Origin of the sequence: Rhodococcus sp. IEGM 27, assembly GCF_033142305.1 — a bacterium.
Taxonomy (GTDB): domain Bacteria; phylum Actinomycetota; class Actinomycetes; order Mycobacteriales; family Mycobacteriaceae; genus Rhodococcus_F; species Rhodococcus_F oxybenzonivorans.
In genome coordinates this window covers 45,235-63,947 of sequence record NZ_JAWLSG010000004.1, presented here as the reverse complement: position 1 = coordinate 63,947, position 18,713 = coordinate 45,235, and the positions used below count along the sequence as shown (strand labels likewise).

General features: G+C 66.0%; 19 protein-coding genes and 1 pseudogene. 14 read left to right on the top strand and 6 right to left on the bottom strand.

The genetic code is table 11. The features are described from left to right. A complete protein-coding gene (gene rsmI / locus R4P95_RS15165; RefSeq protein WP_213576868.1) occupies nt 1-831 on the top strand; it encodes a 16S rRNA (cytidine(1402)-2'-O)-methyltransferase in 831 nt (276 codons plus the stop codon). Nucleotides 832-850: 19 nt separating this feature from the next. Here the strand turns inward: rsmI and R4P95_RS15160 are convergent, their stop codons facing one another. Continuing rightward, entirely contained in the window at nt 851-2,050 is a 1,200-nt protein-coding gene (locus R4P95_RS15160) for a DUF2786 domain-containing protein (RefSeq protein ID WP_317746068.1), read from the bottom strand. A 121-nt stretch (nt 2,051-2,171) separates the two neighbouring features. Continuing rightward, entirely contained in the window at nt 2,172-3,731 is a 1,560-nt protein-coding gene (gene metG, locus R4P95_RS15155) for a methionine--tRNA ligase (protein ID WP_213576870.1), read from the bottom strand. Between the two features lie 123 nt (nt 3,732-3,854). On the opposite strand from metG, the gene R4P95_RS15150 reads away from it, so the two are divergent. Next, a complete protein-coding gene (locus tag R4P95_RS15150; protein WP_213576871.1) occupies nt 3,855-4,697 on the top strand; it encodes a TatD family hydrolase in 843 nt (280 codons plus the stop codon). Nucleotides 4,698-4,832: 135 nt separating this feature from the next. After that, on the top strand, nt 4,833-5,273 hold the full coding sequence (locus tag R4P95_RS15145; RefSeq protein ID WP_159925049.1) for a DoxX family protein: 441 nt from the start codon (nt 4,833-4,835) through the stop codon (nt 5,271-5,273). Between the two features lie 17 nt (nt 5,274-5,290). Here R4P95_RS15145 and R4P95_RS15140 read toward each other — a convergent pair. Next, nucleotides 5,291-6,052, bottom strand: a pseudogene (locus tag R4P95_RS15140) (amino acid ABC transporter ATP-binding protein); the annotation flags it as partial. Next, entirely contained in the window at nt 6,049-7,494 is a 1,446-nt protein-coding gene (locus R4P95_RS15135; protein WP_213576872.1) for an amino acid ABC transporter substrate-binding protein/permease, read from the bottom strand. The pseudogene R4P95_RS15140 and the gene R4P95_RS15135, both read right to left, overlap by 4 nt. A 287-nt stretch (nt 7,495-7,781) precedes the next feature. On the opposite strand from R4P95_RS15135, the gene R4P95_RS15130 reads away from it, so the two are divergent. The 4 genes from R4P95_RS15130 to R4P95_RS15115 all read left to right on the top strand — a co-directional run bounded on the left by R4P95_RS15130 (nt 7,782) and on the right by R4P95_RS15115 (nt 11,489). After that, a complete protein-coding gene (locus tag R4P95_RS15130; RefSeq protein WP_213576873.1) occupies nt 7,782-8,897 on the top strand; it encodes a resuscitation-promoting factor in 1,116 nt (371 codons plus the stop codon). 27 nt (nt 8,898-8,924) lie between these two features. After that, on the top strand, nt 8,925-10,052 hold the full coding sequence (locus R4P95_RS15125; RefSeq protein ID WP_317746069.1) for a transglycosylase family protein: 1,128 nt from the start codon (nt 8,925-8,927) through the stop codon (nt 10,050-10,052). 10 nt (nt 10,053-10,062) lie between these two features. Beyond that, entirely contained in the window at nt 10,063-10,968 is a 906-nt protein-coding gene (gene rsmA / locus R4P95_RS15120; RefSeq protein WP_159925059.1) for a 16S rRNA (adenine(1518)-N(6)/adenine(1519)-N(6))-dimethyltransferase RsmA, read from the top strand. A gap of 317 nt (nt 10,969-11,285) precedes the next feature. Then, complete coding sequence (locus tag R4P95_RS15115; RefSeq protein WP_109332503.1) at nt 11,286-11,489, top strand: cold-shock protein; 204 nt, start codon at nt 11,286-11,288, stop codon at nt 11,487-11,489. Nucleotides 11,490-11,576: 87 nt separating this feature from the next. Here the strand turns inward: R4P95_RS15115 and R4P95_RS15110 are convergent, their stop codons facing one another. Together R4P95_RS15110 and R4P95_RS15105 are read right to left on the bottom strand one after the other, a co-directional pair. Beyond that, entirely contained in the window at nt 11,577-12,005 is a 429-nt protein-coding gene (locus tag R4P95_RS15110; RefSeq protein ID WP_213576875.1) for a hypothetical protein, read from the bottom strand. A gap of 105 nt (nt 12,006-12,110) precedes the next feature. Then, the gene (locus tag R4P95_RS15105) at nt 12,111-13,079 is read right to left on the bottom strand and encodes a YafY family protein (RefSeq protein ID WP_317746070.1); all 969 of its coding nucleotides are present in this window, start codon (nt 13,077-13,079) and stop codon (nt 12,111-12,113) included. Nucleotides 13,080-13,319: 240 nt separating this feature from the next. On the opposite strand from R4P95_RS15105, the gene R4P95_RS15100 reads away from it, so the two are divergent. The 7 genes from R4P95_RS15100 (at nt 13,320) to R4P95_RS15070 (ending at nt 18,658) form a co-directional block, all read left to right on the top strand. Beyond that, on the top strand, nt 13,320-14,147 hold the full coding sequence (locus R4P95_RS15100; protein ID WP_397517725.1) for a YdcF family protein: 828 nt from the start codon (nt 13,320-13,322) through the stop codon (nt 14,145-14,147). A gap of 141 nt (nt 14,148-14,288) precedes the next feature. After that, the gene (locus R4P95_RS15095) at nt 14,289-14,591 is read left to right on the top strand and encodes an urease subunit gamma (protein WP_159925067.1); all 303 of its coding nucleotides are present in this window, start codon (nt 14,289-14,291) and stop codon (nt 14,589-14,591) included. An 8-nt stretch (nt 14,592-14,599) separates the two neighbouring features. After that, on the top strand, nt 14,600-14,914 hold the full coding sequence (locus tag R4P95_RS15090; protein ID WP_109332442.1) for an urease subunit beta: 315 nt from the start codon (nt 14,600-14,602) through the stop codon (nt 14,912-14,914). Continuing rightward, nucleotides 14,911-16,632, top strand: coding sequence for an urease subunit alpha (locus tag R4P95_RS15085; protein WP_213576878.1), 1,722 nt, complete (start codon nt 14,911-14,913; stop codon nt 16,630-16,632). The genes R4P95_RS15090 and R4P95_RS15085 overlap by 4 nt, the downstream gene beginning before the upstream one ends. Further along, complete coding sequence (locus tag R4P95_RS15080) at nt 16,632-17,264, top strand: urease accessory protein UreF (protein ID WP_213576879.1); 633 nt, start codon at nt 16,632-16,634, stop codon at nt 17,262-17,264. The genes R4P95_RS15085 and R4P95_RS15080 overlap by 1 nt, the downstream gene beginning before the upstream one ends. Nucleotides 17,265-17,315: 51 nt before the next feature. Then, a complete protein-coding gene (ureG, locus tag R4P95_RS15075) occupies nt 17,316-18,005 on the top strand; it encodes an urease accessory protein UreG (RefSeq protein ID WP_213576880.1) in 690 nt (229 codons plus the stop codon). Next, nucleotides 18,005-18,658, top strand: a complete 654-nt coding sequence (locus R4P95_RS15070) for an urease accessory protein UreD (RefSeq protein ID WP_317746072.1) — start codon at nt 18,005-18,007, stop codon at nt 18,656-18,658. The genes ureG and R4P95_RS15070 overlap by 1 nt, the downstream gene beginning before the upstream one ends. Nucleotides 18,659-18,713: the final 55 nt, after the last annotated feature.

Here is an 18,713-nt window from a genome sequence, read left to right as displayed (position 1 = left end):
ATGACTGGTCGCCTCGTACTCGCCGCAACGCCGATGGGGGACGTGGGTGACGCCTCGCCCCGGCTGCGTACGGCGCTGGAAACCGCCGACGTCGTCGCCGCCGAGGACACCCGTCGCACCAAGGCTCTGGCTTCGGCTCTCGACGTGACCATCACGGGAAAGGTGGTCAGTTTCTACGACCAGGTGGAGGTGGCACGACTGCCTGCGCTCGTCGCCGATGTTGCGGCGGGTAAGACGGTGCTTCTCGTGACCGATGCGGGGATGCCCTCGGTGAGTGACCCCGGCTACCGGCTGGTGTCGGCGTGTGTCGCCGAGGACCTGGCAGTGACCTGCCTGCCGGGACCGTCGGCGGTGACGACGGCACTGGCCCTCTCCGGGCTGCCGGTGGAGCGCTTCTGTTTCGACGGCTTCCCGCCCCGCAAACAGGGCCAGCGCAAGACGTGGTTGCGGGAGTTGGTGAACGAGCCCCGGGCGTGCGTGTTCTTCGAGGCACCGCACCGGCTTGCCGACTGTCTCACCGACGCCGTCGAGGTTCTCGGCGGCACACGGCGAGCTGCCGTCTGCCGCGAACTGACCAAGACTTACGAGGAGGTACGCCGCGGCACCCTCTCGGAACTCGCCGAATGGGCGGCCGAGGGGGTGCGCGGCGAGATCACCGTAGTGGTGGAAGGCGCCACCATCGTGGCTTCGGATCCCGCAGACCTCGTCGTCGAGGTGGAACGACTGGTTGCCGACGGCACCCGGCTGAAGGACGCCTGCGCGTTGGTTGCGACCCCGGGTGTGTCGAAACGCGAGTTGTACGAAACCGTCCTGGCTTCGCGCAAGGAGTAGGGCTACCGGGACGGTGGCACTACCGCCGAAGTGCCCGCTCGCCGGGTGCGAGGGTGGCATCGTCGGCGGCCGCCTGCCCGGCGTACCAACCGTGCGCGTCCACCGCCCTTCCGCGGGCTTTGCGAGTACGCGGAAACAGGCGGTCGAACTCCGCGTCGACCGCTTCGGATTTCGTGGCGAGAATTGGCAGGAGGTCGCCGACCGGGATCGACGCCTCGTCCGCGGCCTCGGCTGTCGCTCTGCTGTCGGCGTCGCGTAACCGCTGACCGATCCGACTCGCGAACCCTGCGAGGAAACCTTTGCGAAACGACGTGGTGCGGGACCCGCTGCGACTCTGCGCATCAGCGAATTGCATTGCCCGCGTGGCCTGCACCAGCAGTGAAGTGAAGAGCATGTCGACCTGCTGTAGGTCGAGTGGTGTTCCCACCACTGTGGCGATGGCCAGCGAACTGAACCACACCGTCCGCACCCGGTTGGAGTCACCGATCTCGGTGAGCAGGTGCACCTTCTCCTTGACGTACGGATTTTCGAGATGGATCCGGCGACTGTGGACAGCGGTGTTTCCCGAGCCGTTCTGAGTGTGGAGGAGGGCGGCATTGATGGCGTAGCGGGTCATCAACTCCTGGGCCTTCGCGGTGAAAATTTCGGCTTCCTCGGCGAAGTCGGTGGCCTCTGCCTTGGCGAGCAATCCCCGAATCCTGTTGAGCACCTTGGCGTCGGCCTCGGTGTTCGCGACCGACCCGGTGACCTCGACCCGAACGCAGGGCCAGGTGGACGGCGGGGGAGTGAGGACGGTCCACCCGGGCAGATCGGTCCAGGCCAAGGAGAGGTCGGTCAACTGGTAGACCGAGTGGTAAGGGTCCTCGAAGAGCAACCCCGCGGCCAGGGCGCGCACGCCCGCGTCGCCGGACATGTCGTCCATCGCATCACCGACTCGATCCGAAATGCGCTGCGCCAGATCCGAAGCGGCGGGGTACTGCTCGGCGATGGAACGGAGTTGGTCGAGCCAGTCGTGGGGCGCCCGATCCTGGGCGCGGGTCCGCTCCGCCTCGTGCAGGACGAGTGCTGCGGCGAGCGGCGCGTCGGCCGGCTCCTTCGATCTCCGCGCCAGATGGAGGACGTCGGCAGGTTGCCAGCCGCGCTCGTACGCGGCCGACAACTCTCCCAGAAGGGTGTGGACGGCGGCCGCCGCCGGCGGACTCACTTCGTCGTCGAACACGCGCGCTCCCCTTCCGGATCCACTACTGCCGAATCCGCCGTGTAGAGATCGAATGTATGTTCTATTCGCCGTCATGGAGGAGAGTGTGCATGCAGGGTCCGACAACTCGGCCCTGCACGGCTCACTCGTCCACGTAACGAGGGAAAACGCCCGACGGTGCGGGCAGTGGCGTGCCCGCAACGATGCGGGTGGCGAGGTCGGTGAACTGGCGGGCCTCCGCTTTCTGGCCCAGCAGGTCCAGAATCTTCTCCGCCGCATCCGGCATCACCGGTTGCACCAGAATTCCGACGATGCGCACCACCTCGAGCGTCACGTACAGCACGGTGGCCATCCGCTCGGGGTCCGTCTTGCGCAGCACCCACGGTTCCTGCTTCGAGAAGTACCGGTTGGTCTCACCGAGAACCGACCAGATCGCCTCCAGCGCGAGATGCAACGCCTGGACGTCGTATTCGGCACGGCACTTGGCCAGCAGGGCGTCCGCCGAGGCGAGCATCGCCGAATCCTCGTCGGTCAGCTCACCCGGCACCGGAACCTGGGCGTCACAGTTCTTCGCCACCATCGACAGCGAGCGCTGCGCCAGGTTGCCCAGCTCGTTGGCCAGGTCGGCGTTGATGCGCGTGACGATGGCCTCGTGACTGTAGCTGCCGTCCTGCCCGTACGAGATCTCCCGCAGCAGGAAGAAACGGACGGCGTCGAGTCCGTACTGCTCGACCATGGCGACCGGGTCGACGACGTTGCCGACCGACTTCGACATCTTCTCGCCCTTGTTGTAGAGGAACCCGTGCACGAAGACCCGCTTCGGCAACTCGATTCCCGCCGACATGAGGAATGCCGGCCAGTACACGGTGTGGAACCGGGTGATGTCCTTGCCGATGATGTGGAGATTCGCGGGCCAGAACTTGCCGAACTGCTCCGACTCCGTGTCGGGGTAGCCCGCACCGGTGAGGTAGTTGGTGAGGGCGTCCACCCACACGTACATGACGTGCTCGGGGTGGCCGGGAACCGGGACACCCCAGTCGAAGGTGGTGCGTGAGATCGACAGGTCCTTCAGGCCGCCCTTGACGAAGCTCACGATCTCGTTGCGACGTGTCGCCGGCGCGATGAAGTCCGGGTTCTCCTCGTACAACCGCAGCAGCTTGTCCTGGTACTCGGACAGCTTGAAGAAGTAGGTCGACTCCTCCGTCCATTCGACCGGCGTCCCGGTCTCGGTGGACAACCGCGAGCCGTCCTCCTGAAGTGTCGTCTCGGCCTCGGTGTAGAAGGCCTCGTCGCGCACCGAGTACCAGCCCGAGTAGGTGTCGAGGTAGATGTCACCTCGCTCGAGCATCTTCTGCCAGATCGCCTTGCTGGCTTCTTCGTGATCGGTGTCCGTGGTCCGGATGAACCGGTCGTACGAGATGTTCAAGGTCTTGTCGAGAGCCTCGAACACGTCGGAGTTCCTGGCGGCGAGCTCGCGGACGTCGATACCTTCCTTGATCGCCGTCTGCTGCATCTTCAGGCCGTGCTCGTCGGTTCCGGTCAGGAAGAAGACGTCGAACCCGTCGAGGCGCTTGAACCGTGCCAGCGCGTCCGAGGAGATGTACTCGTACGCGTGACCGATGTGCGGGACGCCGTTGGGGTACGCGATCGCCGTCGTCAGATAGAAAGGTGGCCGCGAAGCGGTGGAGTCAGCAGCATTCATGGTGCGACCACTCTATCTGCGCCCCGCGGTTCCGCGACGCGCAGATTGGTGTAAACGCCGCTTCGACCGGCCGTGAGACGAGGGCGTTGGCGTTCGAGCGGTGTCGCCGTCGACAATGTGCGCATGAGCAAAGACCGTCCCGCACCCGAAGCGCCCCAGCCACTGTTTCCGCTCGTCGACGCTCACACTCATCTCGACGCATGCGGAGCATCGGACGCGGCGAGTGTCCGAAAGATCGTGGACCGGGCTGCCGCTGTCGGTGTGGAGCGCGTGGTCACCGTGGCCGACGACCTGGATGCCGCACGGTTCGCCGTCGATGCGGCCAACTGGGATGCGCGGGTGTATGCGGCCGTCGCCATTCATCCGACGAGGGCAAACGTCCTCGACGATGTCACGAAGGCGGAGATCGAGCGATTGGCCGGCGATCCGCGGGTGGTGGCGGTCGGGGAGACGGGCTTCGACTTCTACTGGCCCGGGAAGCTCGACGGCTGCGCCACCGTGCCGGAGCAGGAAGAGGGTTTCCGATGGCACATCGACCTGGCGAAGCGGCTCGGAAAAACGCTGATGATCCACAACAGGGACGCAGATCAGGCGCTGCTGGACGTGCTGCGCGCGGAGGGGGCGCCCGACACGGTGGTCTTCCATTGCTTCTCGTCGGATGCGGCCATGGCGCGTAAGTGCATCGACGCGGGGTACGTGCTCAGTTTCTCCGGCACCGTCAGCTTCAAGAACGCGAAGGCGTTGCGAGAGGCGGCTCCCCTCGTACCCGCCGACCAGCTCATCGTGGAGACGGACGCCCCGTTCCTCACCCCGCACCCGTTCCGGGGCGCGCCCAACGAGCCGTATTGCCTGCCCTACACGGTGCGTGCTTTGGCAGAGGTTCGCGGTGAGGAGCCGGAAGCGCTGGCACGGGCGTCGACGGTCACCGCCGAGCGGGTCTACGGCCTTCGGCCCGTGAGTGGTTGACGAGTCCCTGAACTCGTTAACCACTCACAGGGCCGCAGGCCCTATGTTGAAGTTTCAACTAAGACATTCTAGGCTGATGGCCGTCACGTAACGGTCGTCCCGATCCGCGGGGACGCCTCGATGAAAGGCACGGTCATGAACAACCCCGCAGTTCGCAATCTCGGAATTCTCATCGCCCGGGTGGGCATCGGAATCATCTTCCTCGCTCACGGCTGGCAGAAGGCCTTCACCAACGGGCTGGACAAGCAGACGGCCGGATTCGAAAGCATGGGTGTCCCACTCCCCGGTATCTCGGCGTTCGTTGTCACCTGGCTCGAGATCATCGGCGGTCTCGCACTGATCGTCGGCGCGGCGGTGCCGATCTTCGGCATCCTGCTGTTCCTCGACATGGTGGGCGCGTTCTTCATCGCGCACATCGACAAGGGCATTTTCGCCAGTGAGGGCGGATACGAACTGGTCCTCGCCCTCGGTGTCAGCTCTCTGCTTCTTGCAGTGGTCGGGTCCGGCGCGTACGGCGTCGACGGGCTCCTCGGTGCCAAGCTGCCCTGGGCGGCGAAGGACACCGCGCGCGTCTGACCTCGCTGGAAGTGGCAGAGGACCTTGTTCAAGAAGTCCTGGGTACGGGCCTCACGGGGACTCCCGAAGATCTGCTCGGGTGTGCCCTCCTCCACCACGTAACCGTCCGCCATGAAGATCACCCGATCCGCGACCTCCCGGGCGAAGCCCATCTCGTGCGTCACCACCACCATGGTCATGCCACCCTTCGCGAGGTCGCGGAGCACCTGCAGCACCTCCCCGACCATCTCCGGGTCGAGGGCGCTGGTGGCCTCGTCGAACAGCATGATGTCCGGGTTCATGGCGAGAGCGCGCGCAATCGCGACCCGCTGCTTCTGCCCGCCGGACAGGCTCGCGGGCTTGGCGTCCGCCTTCTCGGCGAGCCCGACCTGATCGAGCAGGCGGACCGCCGTTGCCCGTGCTTCCTCCTTGGTTGCCCGCTTTGTCTGGACGGGTCCCAGCATCACGTTCTCGATTGCCGTCATGTGCGGAAACAGATTGAAGTGCTGGAACACCATGCCGATGTGCTGACGCACCCGGTCGATGTCGATCTTCTTGTCGCTCACGTCGAAGTTGTCGACGACGACGCTGCCGCCGGTGATGTCCTCGAGCCGATTGAGGCAGCGCAGGAAGGTGCTCTTGCCGGAGCCGGACGGGCCGATCACGCAGACCACTTCGCCGCTCTGGATCTCGACGTCGATGCCTTTGAGTACCTCATTGTCACCGAACGACTTCTTCAGACCGCGCACGCGAATCTTCGGCTCGGTGGTGGCCGTCGGGGTCGGGTTCGATTCGGTCATCGATTGATCCTCTTCTCGAGGCGGTTCGACAGCTTGGTCAACGCCATGATGATGATGAAGTACATGACGCCGATGATCAGCCACATGTTGAAGGACTGGTAGTTGCGGGCGATGATGATGCGCCCGGTCTGCGTGAGCTCGGCGAGCCCGATCACGGACAAGATCGACGTATCTTTCAGGGTGATCACGAACTGATTGATGTACGACGGGATCATGGTGCGCACGGCCTGCGGCATCACCACCTTCTGCATCGACTTCAGATAACTGATTCCGAGGCTTCGCGACGCTTCCATCTGGCCCTTGTCGACCGACAGGATGCCGCCGCGCACGATCTCCGCCATGTAGGCGCCCGCGTTGAGACTCAGGGTGATGATGCCGGCGGTGAACGCCGACATCTGGAAGTCGAGTGCCGCCGGAATGCCGAAGTAGATGAAGAAGGCCTGCACCAGCAACGGCGTTCCGCGGAAGACGTCGACGTAGGTGGTGCCGATTCCGCGCAGCACGATGTTGGTCGACACCCGGAACAGGCCGAAGATCGCACCCAGCACGAGAGCGATCGCGATCGAGACCACGGTGAGGACGATCGTGAGCCACAGTCCCTCGAGCAACAGCGGGTAGGTGCTCTTGATCAATCCGAGAATGGAATTGTCGTCTGTGCTCGCGTCGGTGTCGAGGTACCGGGCGAGGATCTCGTCGTACTGGCCGCTGGCCTTCAGGTTGGCGAGCCCGGCGTTGAACTGCTGCAGCAGCTGCGCGTTCTGGCCCTTCGCCACGGCGAAGCCGTAACTTGCGCCCGGAACCTTGTCGGTGACGGTCTTGAATCCATTGCCCTGCTTGATGCCGTAGGCCAGTACGGGGTAGTCCTCGAACACGGCGGCCGAGTTACCGGTGCGCACCTCGTCGAACATGCTCGACGAGTCGGCGAAGTACTTGGTGGTGAAGCCGTACTGATTCTTGATGGACTCCGCATACGTGGCACCTTCGGTGCCGTTCTTGACTGCGACCGACTTGCCGCGCAGATCCTCGTACGAGGCGATCGAGTCGTCGTCCTCGAGCACGCCCATCTGGACGCCCGACTCGAAGTACGGGTCGGAGAAGTCGAATGTGGCCTTGCGGGCGTCGGTGATCGACATCCCGGCGATCATTCCGTTGGCCTGCCCGCCCGTGACCGCCTGTAGTGCGGCGTCGAATCCGACCGCGTTGACGGTGTAGTCGAATCCCTGGTCTTCGGCGATAGCTGCGAGCAGATCCATGTCGATGCCGACGAGCTTGCCGGACTCGTCCTGGAACTCGAACGGCGCGAACGTGATATCGGTGGCGATGATGTAGTTGTTGCCCGGGGCGGGCTGTTGCGCGCCATTCGGATCGGGCTGTTGCGCGCCCGCGAGGCCTGGCGCGACGAGTGTGACGAGCAGCGTCAGCGCGGCGATCACCGCGGGCACTCTCGGACGTCTGACGTGTCTCAGAAGTCGATCGGATCTGCTGTGCACGGAACCCCAGCTTTCTATGACAGGTGCCCGGTCGCTTCCGGGCTCTTGGTGCAGACGCAAGATACTGCGTCACCGCGGGTGGCCCGAATTCGATCGCGTTTTCGCGTCCCAGTCGAAAACCATGTCCGATCTCAATCTTTTTGTGATCTAGGTAGCAGGTGCAGGCTGCAAAGTTGCCATAGCAAAGCCGATTCGTTACCGTACTGTGATCAAACTTTCGCCAGCCTTTGGGACTTGATGTGTCAGTACTCGCCAGACTTAACAACGCCAAATCGCCCTTTCTCTACGTGGTGGTCGCCGCACTGCTTGCGACCCTCGTCGTCGGTGGCGCCCTGGCCGTAGCCCGGCACAAGACCGTCACCATCGACGTCGACGGCGAGAGCATGTCGCTCGGCACCATGGCTACCGATGTGAGCGGGGCCCTCGACGACGCCGGGTACACCCTCAACGAGCGTGACGCTGTCGCGCCTGCTGCCGGCGCCTCGATCTCCGAAGGTGACACCGTCGTGTTGCGGCGCGCCCGTGAGGTCACGCTCACCGTCGACGGCGAGCCGAAGAAGGTGTGGACCACGGCGCTCACCGTCGACGACGCCCTGAAGCAGTTCGAACTGGCCGACGACGTGCACGTCTCGGCGTCGCGTTCGCAGCGCCTTCCGCTCGAAGGTGCCGAGCTGGACGTCGTCGAACCCAAGCTCGTCAAGGTTGCCGACGGCGCCGCGCCGATCGCCGAGGTCCGCCTCGCCGCCCCCACAGTGGGCGATTTGCTGGCGGCCAAGGGTGCCCCGCTCGAGCAGGCCGACACCGTCGTACCTCCCGCCGACAGCCCCCTGGTCGACGGCGCCGAGATCCGCGTGACCCGCGACCGCACCGAGACCCGCACCGAGACCCTGCCGATCGCGCCCCCCGAGAACCGCGTGGACGATCCCGCGCTCGACAAGGGCAAGACCGTCGTCGAGAACCCGGGCGTACCCGGTGAGCGCACCGTGACGGCCGCAGTGAAGACCGTCAACGGGGTCGAGGCAGGCCGCCAGGAACTGAAGTCGGAGATCCTGCGTGAACCGGCGCCCGCAGTCGTCCGTGTCGGCGTGAAGGAGATCGCCATCTCCAACGCGTCGACCTGGGACTCCATTGCGCACTGCGAGGCCACCGGCAACTGGGCCATCAACACCGGGAACGGCTTCTACGGGGGACTCCAGTTCACGCAGAGCACCTGGGAAGCCTTCGGTGGCACCGCCTACGCCCCTCGCGCCGACCTCGCGTCGCGCGAGCAGCAGATCTCCGTTGCCGAAAAGGTCCAAGCGACGCAGGGCTGGGGTGCCTGGCCCGCCTGCACCAGCAAGCTCGGACTCCGCTGACCCGCTCGGCTCGAGTAAAGGAACACGATGTCGCCCTTCGCCAAGATCAACTCGGCCCGCTCGCCGCTGCTGTACACCGTGGTCGCGCTGCTTCTCGCCACACTGATCGCCGGCGGAGTGATGGCCGTGGTCCGGCACAAGACCGTCACACTCGACGTGGACGGTGAGAAGGTCTCGCTGAGCACCATGAGTACCAGTGTCGATGCCGCGCTGTCCGACGCCGGGTACTCGCTCGACGAGCGCGACGTGGTGGCACCCGAACGGGACGCGACCCTGTCCGACGGTGACACGGTGGTTCTGCGCCGCGCACGCGAGGTGTCCCTCACCGTGGACGGTCAGCCCAAGACCGTGTGGACCACGGCGCTCACCGTCGAGGATGCGTTGAAGCAGTTGGAACTCGCCGAGGACGTGCACGTGTCCGCGTCGCGTTCGCAGCGCCTGCCTCTCGACGGCGCCGCGCTGGAGGTACTCAACCCGATGGTGGTCAGGCTGACCGACGGCGCGTCGCCGGTGACGGATGTGCGGCTGGCGGCACCGACGGTCGGGGAGTTCCTCACCGCGCACGGTGCGCCTCTCGAACAGTCCGATACGGTCGTGCCCCCCGCGGACGCGCCGCTGGCGGAGGGTATGGGCGTCACGGTCACCCGCGACCGAGTCGAGACGAAGGTCGAGACCCTGCCGTTGGCACCGCCGGAGCAGCGGATCGAAGACCCCACGATGAACATGAGCCGCACCGTGGTGGAGAACCCGGGCATGCCGGGTGTGCAGGACGTCACCTTTGCGGTCAACACGGTCAACGGCAGGGAAGTGGGCCGCAACCAGGTGGCGGCCACGGTCACCACGCCCGCGCAGCCCAAGGTGATCAGAGTCGGCGCGAAACCGGGCACGGAGGTGCCTCCCGTCGAGAACGGCGCCGTCTGGGATGCGCTCGCGCAGTGTGAAGCCACCGGGAACTGGGCCATCAACACGGGCAACGGCTTTTTCGGCGGCGTTCAGTTCGATCAGAACACCTGGGAGCGTCAGGGCGGTCTCAGGTACGCACCGCGGGCCGACCTCGCCACCCGCGAGGAGCAGATCGCCATCGCTTCCCGAACGCAGCAGACGCAGGGCTGGGGAGCATGGCCGACGTGTTCGGGCAGGCTCGGAGTCCGTTAAAGTTCCCCTGGTGTCCGACGCCGAATCACCCCATGTCGAACGAGGCCAGTCTCCCCGAGGGCAGGCTGCTCTGCTCGGCCCCGCCGAAGTGCGTTCGCTAGCCGAGGAATTCGGTGTGCGCCCCACGAAGCAGCTGGGGCAGAACTTCGTTCACGACGCCAACACCGTTCGTCGTATCGTGGCCACCGCCGGCGTGGGGAGCAGCGACATAGTTCTCGAGGTCGGGCCCGGTCTAGGGTCGCTCACCCTGGCGCTACTCGACGTGGTGGACAAGGTGATTGCGGTCGAGATCGATCCCAACCTCGCTGCCCGGCTGCCGGTCACGGTCGCCGCCCGCGCTCCGGGGCTCGCGGACCGGTTGACCGTGGTCGGGGCGGATGCGATGCGCGTTCAGCCGTCCGAGATCCCCGGTGAACCCACCGCGCTCGTCGCCAACCTGCCCTACAACGTGGCCGTGCCGGTGCTACTGCACCTGTTTGCGGAATTGCCCAGTCTGCGAACGGCTCTGGTGATGGTGCAGGCAGAGGTGGCGGATCGCCTGGCGGCACCGCCCGGCAGCAAGACCTACGGAGTGCCGAGCGTGAAGGCCAACTTCTTCGGTTCGGTCCGCCGTGCGGGGTCCGTGGGCAAAGCGGTCTTCTGGCCTGTTCCCAAGGTGGAGTCGGGACTGGTGCGGATCGATCGTTACGCAGAACCTCCGTGGCCGATCGACGACGAGCACCGGCGACGAGTGTTTGCCGTGATCGACGCGGCATTTGCGCAGCGCCGCAAGACATTACGAGCGGCGCTCAGTGGCTGGGCCGGATCGCCGGCCGAAGCGGAGCGCAGGCTCGTCGAGGCAGGGATCGAGCCGTCCACGCGCGGGGAGAGGCTCGACGCTGCGGCATTCGTGCGTCTTGCTGCCACCCGTCCGTAGCCGCGGCTCCGCGTCCTGCGGAGGATGCCGGCAGTGGAGAAGTGGATCAGGCCGAGGCGGGTACCGGCACGAGAGGCCTCGAATCCCATCAGGTGGGCGCCGATCGACCCGGATCCCGGGGTGGGGGAGACAAGCGGGCGCCGATGTGGTTCACTATTGGAGGTCGTAAGTTTTGTGTTTGTGTTTCCCACGCTCGCAAATCGATGGTTGCGAGCGTTTGGACGTCCTCCACAGGAATTGTCATAAGCGGTCGTGTCAGATGACCCAGGTAACCGAGCCGGTTACCTGAAGAAGAAACTGTGTTAGAGGAGATTTACATGGCAGAGGGCATCGTGAAGTGGTTCAACTCCGAGAAGGGGTTCGGCTTCATCGCCCCCGAGGATGGCAGCGCTGACGTGTTCGTCCATTACTCGGAGATCCAGAGCGGCGGCTTCCGCACGCTCGAGGAGAACCAGCGTGTTTCGTTCGAGATCGGCCAGGGCAACAAGGGCCCGCAGGCCACCGGCGTCACCCTGGTCTGAGAACGGCTATGACTTCCCGGTTCGCCGGGACATGACGTTCGAGCAAGGCCCCACTCCGCAGGAGTGGGGCCTTGCCTCGTTTCCATCTCACACCGAACGTAGATGCGCAGCCTGATACGCGAGATTGATCGCGCACACCAGCCAGAGCTGAAGCGCAGAATTCGGGCCGAAGAGACCGACGACGGCGCAGATACCGAGGATCACGGCGACGAGGAAGGTTGCGGTGCCCAGTCCGCGTCGGCGTGCCGGCCGGAAGATCAGCACACCGGTGACGAGAAGTGCCCACACCGTCGAGGCGAGAATCGCCGCGCAGACATACCATGCCGACGAGTACCGTGCCGGCCAGGTCCACGGATCGTTTCCGTTGTCGAGTGTGCAGAGGAACGCCAGCGAGAACACCATGGTGACGACGGTTGCGGCGCCGAGCGCCACATGTGCCCCCACAAGCACTTTCGCGCTGTTTTCGGGCCCTGACGGCGCGCGAGCGCGCCCCTCCTCGGCAATCGTGTGCTGCATCCCCGACAACCCCGACCTTTCGTCTCGTCGCTGCTCGGACGCCGAACAACGGCCGTGTCGCTCCGTCGTTATCTGGGACACGGTGACCACCGCACGGCGTCTTGGTCAGGCGTTACCGTAGCGGTCGGCGAAGAGGCGATGGCGCTCGCCCACCCGTCGGCACTCTTCGCGCAGCTCAGGGGGATCGAGGACGGTGAAGTCGGTACCGAAAGCGCTGAGCCAGTGAGCGATCGACGCCAGGGAGTCGCCGCCGAGCGCGACCGCGCAGTGGCCGTCCGGCAGTTCCTCGAGAGTGCCCCAGTCTTCATGCACCATGGGTGCGATCTCACCGATCGGAGCGTGCAACAGCACTCGCGCGCGTACCCGGGTGACGGCGCGGGTGATTCCGCGGGCGACGAAATCGGCGGCGCCACCCGGTGGGAGCTCACGCGGCGTGAAGCGGGGTCCTGTCGGAATCTTCGGCGTCATCCGATCCACCCGGAACGAACGCCAGTCGGCACGCGTGAGATCCCATGCCACCAGATACCAGCGGACACCGGACCGAACGAGTCGATAGGGCTCCACCTCGCGACGACTCTCGGTGCCGTCGTGGGTGCTGTAGTCGAAGCGGAGACGCTCGTGGTTGTGGCACACAGATGCGACGCTGGAAAGCACCTGTGCGTCCACGGCGCTCCGTGCAGGTTCTCGGTGCACCACGTCGACCTGCAACGTCTCGAGGCGGTGCCGAAGCCGCGACGGCATCACCTGCCGGAGCTTGGCGAGGGCGCGCATCGACGCGTCGCCGATGCCCACCACCGAACCGGTGGAGCCGGATTGGAGTCCCAGTGCGACCGCCAGGACCTCCTCGTCGTCGAGTAGTAGAGGCGGCATCTCGGCGCCGGCACCGAGCTGATATCCGCCGCCGACGCCGACGGTCGCGTCGACCGGATAACCGAGGTCGCGAAGCTTGTCGATGTCCCGGCGAACGGTGCGCGCTGTGATTCCCAGTCGATCGGCCAGTTCGGCTCCCGACCACTCCTTCCGGGTCTGCAGGAGTGAGAGCATCCGGAGGAGTCGCGCCGAAGTTTCTCGCATGACGACAAGAATGCCACCGATTGCGGACGGGTCCTGTCCTGATTAGGGGAGCAAACCGCCGGGTACGAAATCCCGGCAGGGCCCCCGGGCGGGCCACTACACTGGCCGCCGACGCTCCACGGACCATCGCACGAGTCTTGTAGTGAAAATCCGACGGAAAGGTCCTCGTTGAGAATGCACACGCGTGTCCGGCCGTATCCGGCCAGAGCGGTACTGGCCGCTCTCCTGTCCACCCTCTTCATGTTCGTCCTCCTCGTCTCACCGACCGCGACGGCCTCGGCCTCGGCGGCGGATCTCTTCAACAGTGCCCAGGGAAAGTTTGCTGACGGGGACGCCCGAGGTGCGCTCGCCGACATCGGCGGAGCCGTCGCCCAGGACCCGGGCGACCCGAATGCGGTGGCTTTGCAAGCGATCTATGCCGATGCCGCCTCCGACCTGATCACCCGCGAGGCCGCGCTCGCGCGACTGGGAGCGATGGATGCAGGCATGCGGGCCGGCGTGCACGGCCTGCTCGACGCCGTCAGGACTGCGTCGTTCACGCCACCGAACCCGCTTCCGGCAATCCAAGGCCCGTCCACCGCCATCATCGTTCTCGGTTACGGACTGCTGCCCGACGGCAGCATGCGCCCGGAGTTGATCAACCGGCTACAGGCCACGGTGATCCAGTCGTTCGTGTCGCCGTTCTCGCCCATCATCGTCACCGGCGGCAACCCACAGAACGGCATCACCGAGGCAGCCGCCATGCAGGGGTGGCTGCAAGCCAACGGTGTTGCACCCCAGCGGATCCACGCCGAGCACCGTGCCGGATCGACGGTGGCCAACGCGCTGAACTCGGTTCCGCTGGCGCGCTCGCTCGGTGCGGGTGGCGCGATCATTGTGACGTCGGCCAACCATATCCGTAGGGCAACGGTCGATTTCAACGTTGCCGGGCTTCCGGTGGTCGGCGCAATGAGCGCCGTTACCAGTGCGGGGCAGCTGATCGCCGAAGTCGCGCCCTTGACCAAGGACCAGCAACTCGGCATGTACCGAGATGCGATCCGGGTCTTCGGCATCCCCGCCGGTTACTAGGTGTGCGGCCCGATAGGGCAGTGCTGTGACGATTTCGTGTCATCGGTGTTTCCGCGACGAGAACGGTAGTCGGCGCAGGCGTGGGAGGTGCCACACTGCAGATCGTGGCAGTATTGCGACGCACCGACCGCAGGAGGACACATGCGCTTGTCGCCCCACGAGCAGGAGCGTCTGCTTCTGAGCTACGCCGCCGAACTCGCGCGCCGGCGGCAGCAGCGGGGCCTGACGCTCAATCATCCGGAGGCCGTCGCGATCATCACCGACCACATCCTCGAGGGGGCGCGGGACGGACGTTCGGTGGCAGAGCTGATGGTATCCGGGCGTGAAGTGCTCACCCGGTCGGACGTGATGGAAGGCGTCCCCGAGATGCTGCACGACGTGCAGGTCGAGGCGACCTTTCCGGACGGCACCAAGCTCGTCACCGTCCACGATCCGATTGCATAGGAGACACCGTGATTCCAGGTGAGGTGTTCTGCGCCGACGGCGTGATAGCGCTCAACGAGGGCGCGCCCCGCACGCGGCTCGAGGTCGTGAACGCCGGCGACCGACCCGTACAGGTCGGTAGCCATGTCCATTTCCCGCAAGCAAACTCCGCTCTGCACTTCGACCGCGTGGCCGCGCACGGCTTGCGGCTCGACATCCCCGCAGGCACGGCAGTGCGGTTCGAACCGGGCATCGCGCAGACTGTTTCGTTGGTGCCCCTCGGTGGCAGGCGCGAAGTGCACGGGCTGAACCTGACGCCTCCCGGAAAGCTGGACCCGTCTTGACCGAACTCAGCCGTGCCCGATACGCCGAGCTGTTCGGCCCCACCACCGGCGATCGTATCCGGCTCGCCGATACCGACCTCCTGATCGAGATCACCGAGGACCGCAGCGGGGGACCAGGCCTCGCCGGTGAGGAAGCGGTGTTCGGTGGCGGAAAAGTGTTGCGGGAGTCGATGGGGCAGGGCCGTGCGACGCGGGCCGACGGTGCCCCCGACACCGTGATCACCGGAGTGGTGATCGTCGATCACTGGGGAATCATCAAAGCAGACATCGGTATTCGCGACGGCCGCATCGTGGCTCTCGGGAAAGCCGGCAACCCCGACACGATGTCCGGGGTGCACCCCGACCTGGTGGTGGGTCCCTCCACGGAGATCATTGCCGGGAACGGCAAGATCCTCACTGCCGGCGGGATCGACTGCCACGTGCACTTCATCGCACCGCAGATCCTGGAAGAGGCGCTCGGCGGCGGCATCACCACGCTCGTCGGCGGCGGCACCGGACCGGCCGAGGGCAGCAAGGCCACCACCGTCACACCGGGGTCGTGGCATACCGCACGGATGCTCGAGGCGCTCGACGGCTGGCCGATGAACATTGCCCTGCTGGGCAAGGGAAACACCGTCAGTTCCGAGTCGATGTGGGAACAGTTGCGCGGCGGAGTGTCCGGTTTCAAGCTGCACGAGGACTGGGGTTCGACGCCCGCCGCGATCGATGCGTGTCTCACGGTGGCCGACGCCGCCGGAGTGCAGGTGGCCCTGCATTCGGACACGCTCAACGAAGCGGGTTTCGTGGAGGACACCCTCGCCGCCATCGCGGGCCGAGCGATCCACGCCTATCACACCGAGGGTGCGGGCGGCGGGCACGCGCCGGACATCATCACGGTGGCCGCACACCCGAACGTCCTGCCGAGTTCCACCAATCCGACTCGGCCACATACCGTCAACACACTGGACGAGCACCTCGACATGCTGATGGTGTGCCACCATCTCAATCCCAAGATCCCCGAAGACCTGGCATTCGCGGAGAGCCGCATCCGGCCGTCGACCATTGCAGCGGAGGATCTGCTCCACGATCTGGGTGCGATCTCGATGATAGGCAGCGACTCGCAGGCGATGGGGCGCATCGGGGAGGTGGTGATGCGTACCTGGCAGACCGCCCACGTGATGAAACGGCGCCGGGGCTTTCTTCCCGGCGACAACGGGGCAGACAACCAACGCGTCCAGCGTTACGTCGCGAAGTACACCATCTGTCCGGCAGTCGCGCACGGGCTGGAAGAGGAGATCGGCTCCGTCGAGGTGGGCAAACTGGCCGACCTGGTGCTGTGGGAGCCGGCGTTCTTCGGAGTGCGGCCGCACGCGGTGATCAAGGGCGGCATGATCGCGTGGGCGGCGATGGGTGATGCCAACGCCTCTATTCCGACGCCGCAACCGGTGCTGCCGCGGCCCATGTTCGGGGCGGCGCCCAGGGCCGCCGCGGCGACCTCGGTGCACTTCGTCGCACCCCACGCACTCGAGGACGGTCTGGCCGATCGGCTCGCGCTCGGCCGGCGGCTGGTTCCGGTCGCGAACGTGCGGTCCAGAGGTAAGGCCGACATGCCCCGTAACGACGCGCAACCCCGCATCGAGGTAGATCCGGATACGTTCACCGTCCGTATCGACGGTGAGGTGTGGGAGGAACAGCCGGCATCGGAATTGCCGATGGCACAACGTTATTTCCTGTTCTGATGCGCCTCGCCCATCTGTTCACGCTGGCCGACTCCAGGTTGCCGACCGGCGGGCATGTGCACTCGGGCGGGATGGAAGAGGCCGTCACCAGTGGTCTGGTCCGCGACATCCCCACGATGGACGCGTTCCTCCGCAGGCGAATCCGGGCGTCCGGGCTGGTCGCCGGGTCGATCGCCGCGGCTGTGTGCGACGGCCGGCTCTCCATCGACCAGGGCGACCTAGAGATGGATGCACGCACCCCGTCGCCGGCGGCGCGTACCTCGTCCCGCGCACAGGGAAGGGGCCTGCTGCGGTTGTCCCGCACCACCTGGCCCGAACAGAACTGGTCGCTGCTGGGAACGCGTCCGCACCTGCCGGTGGTGACCGGAGTGGTCGGGCGTCTCACCGGTGTCTCGGCCCGTGAGGCGGCGCTTGTCGTCGTCTACACCACCATGACCGGATCCGCGATCGCCGCGCAACGGCTGCTCGCGCTCGATCCCGCGCAGGTCGCCGCCTGCACCTTCACCTTGGCGGATCTGTGCGATGCCGTCGCCGATGACTGCGCGACCGGGCTGGCGAGCGTGTCCGATCCGCTTCTCGATGTCGTCGCCCAGCGCCACATGGAACGAGACCGACCACTGTTCGCGTCCTGACGAGTAAGCCTGACAAATACACTGAACGAGCCCTGAGTAAGGAGAGCAACCATGCCACCGCATGTCATCGACGGTGAGCCGCACGATCATCTACACGATCGGCCGAAGCGGACACGAGTAGCGGGTGAGCCGGTCCGGATCGGCATCGGCGGGCCGGTGGGGTCGGGCAAAACGGCTCTGGTGGCAGCACTGTGCAGGCAACTGCGCGACGAACTGTCCCTCGCCGTTCTGACCAACGACATCTACACCACCGAGGACGCGGACTTCCTGCGTCGCCACGCCGTGCTTCCGGACGAGCGGATCGCCGCCGTGCAGACCGGTGGCTGCCCGCACACAGCCATCCGCGACGACATCACCGCCAATCTCGACGCCATCGACGACTTGATCGACACCAACCCACCGCTCGACTTGATTCTCGTCGAGTCGGGCGGCGACAACCTGACGGCCACGTTCTCGTCCGGCCTCATCGACGTGCAGATTTTCGTCGTCGATGTCGCCGGTGGCGACAAGGTTCCGCGCAAGGGCGGTCCGGGGGTGACGTTCTCGGACCTGCTGGTCATCAACAAGACCGATCTGGCGCCGATGGTCGGTGCCGATCTGTCGGTCATGCAGCGGGACGCCGAGCAGGTTCGTGAGGGCAGGCCCACCGTGCTGATCTCGCTGACCGAGGACCCGTCGTCCGGGCCGGCTCTGGAGTGGGTGCGCGAGCAGGTACGCACGCTCGCCGACGTGCACGGGTAGTGCGCACCGAGCTGACCATCGTGGCGACTCCCGGCCGGAGCCCCCGGATCTCCGCCGTCGGCGGGCTCGCTGCCCGGATCACCGGGCGCGACACGGTACACGTGATCGGCACGGCCGCCACCCCGCTCGGCGGTGACCACTGGGACATCACCGTTCGGGTGCTGTCGGGGGCGCGGTTGTCGCTCCGCAGCGTCGCTGCGTCCCTGGCGCTGCCCGGCCGGGGATGCACGGTGTCGACGGCGCACTGGTCGGTCGATGTGGAAGACGACGCCGCCCTCGATTGCGCCCTGGAGCCGACCGTCGTGGCCGGCGCGGCCGAGCACCGGGTGGAATCGACCGTGCTCCTCGCACCGACGTCGACGCTGGTCTTGCGTGAGCGGGTACAGATCGGCCGCACGGGGGAACGCGCCGGAATCTGGATCGGGACGACCGACGCCGATCTGGGGCATGTTCCGCTGCTCCGGCACCGGCTGGAGTTGGGCGCCGGCACCGTCTCCCACGACGTTCTCGACGCACCCGCCGCCCTCACCAGCGAGCTCCGCTATCCCGACGATCGTCCCGCCGAGGTGTCGGGCGACGCCCGCACAGCCCGAACACGTCTTCCGCTCGCACGAGGAGGCAGCCTCACGACGCAGCTCGGCCCGCGACTGTGAGCTGAGGGCGGGGGTGCCACGCATTTCCACCCCCGTACTGCGAGCGCCTAAGCTC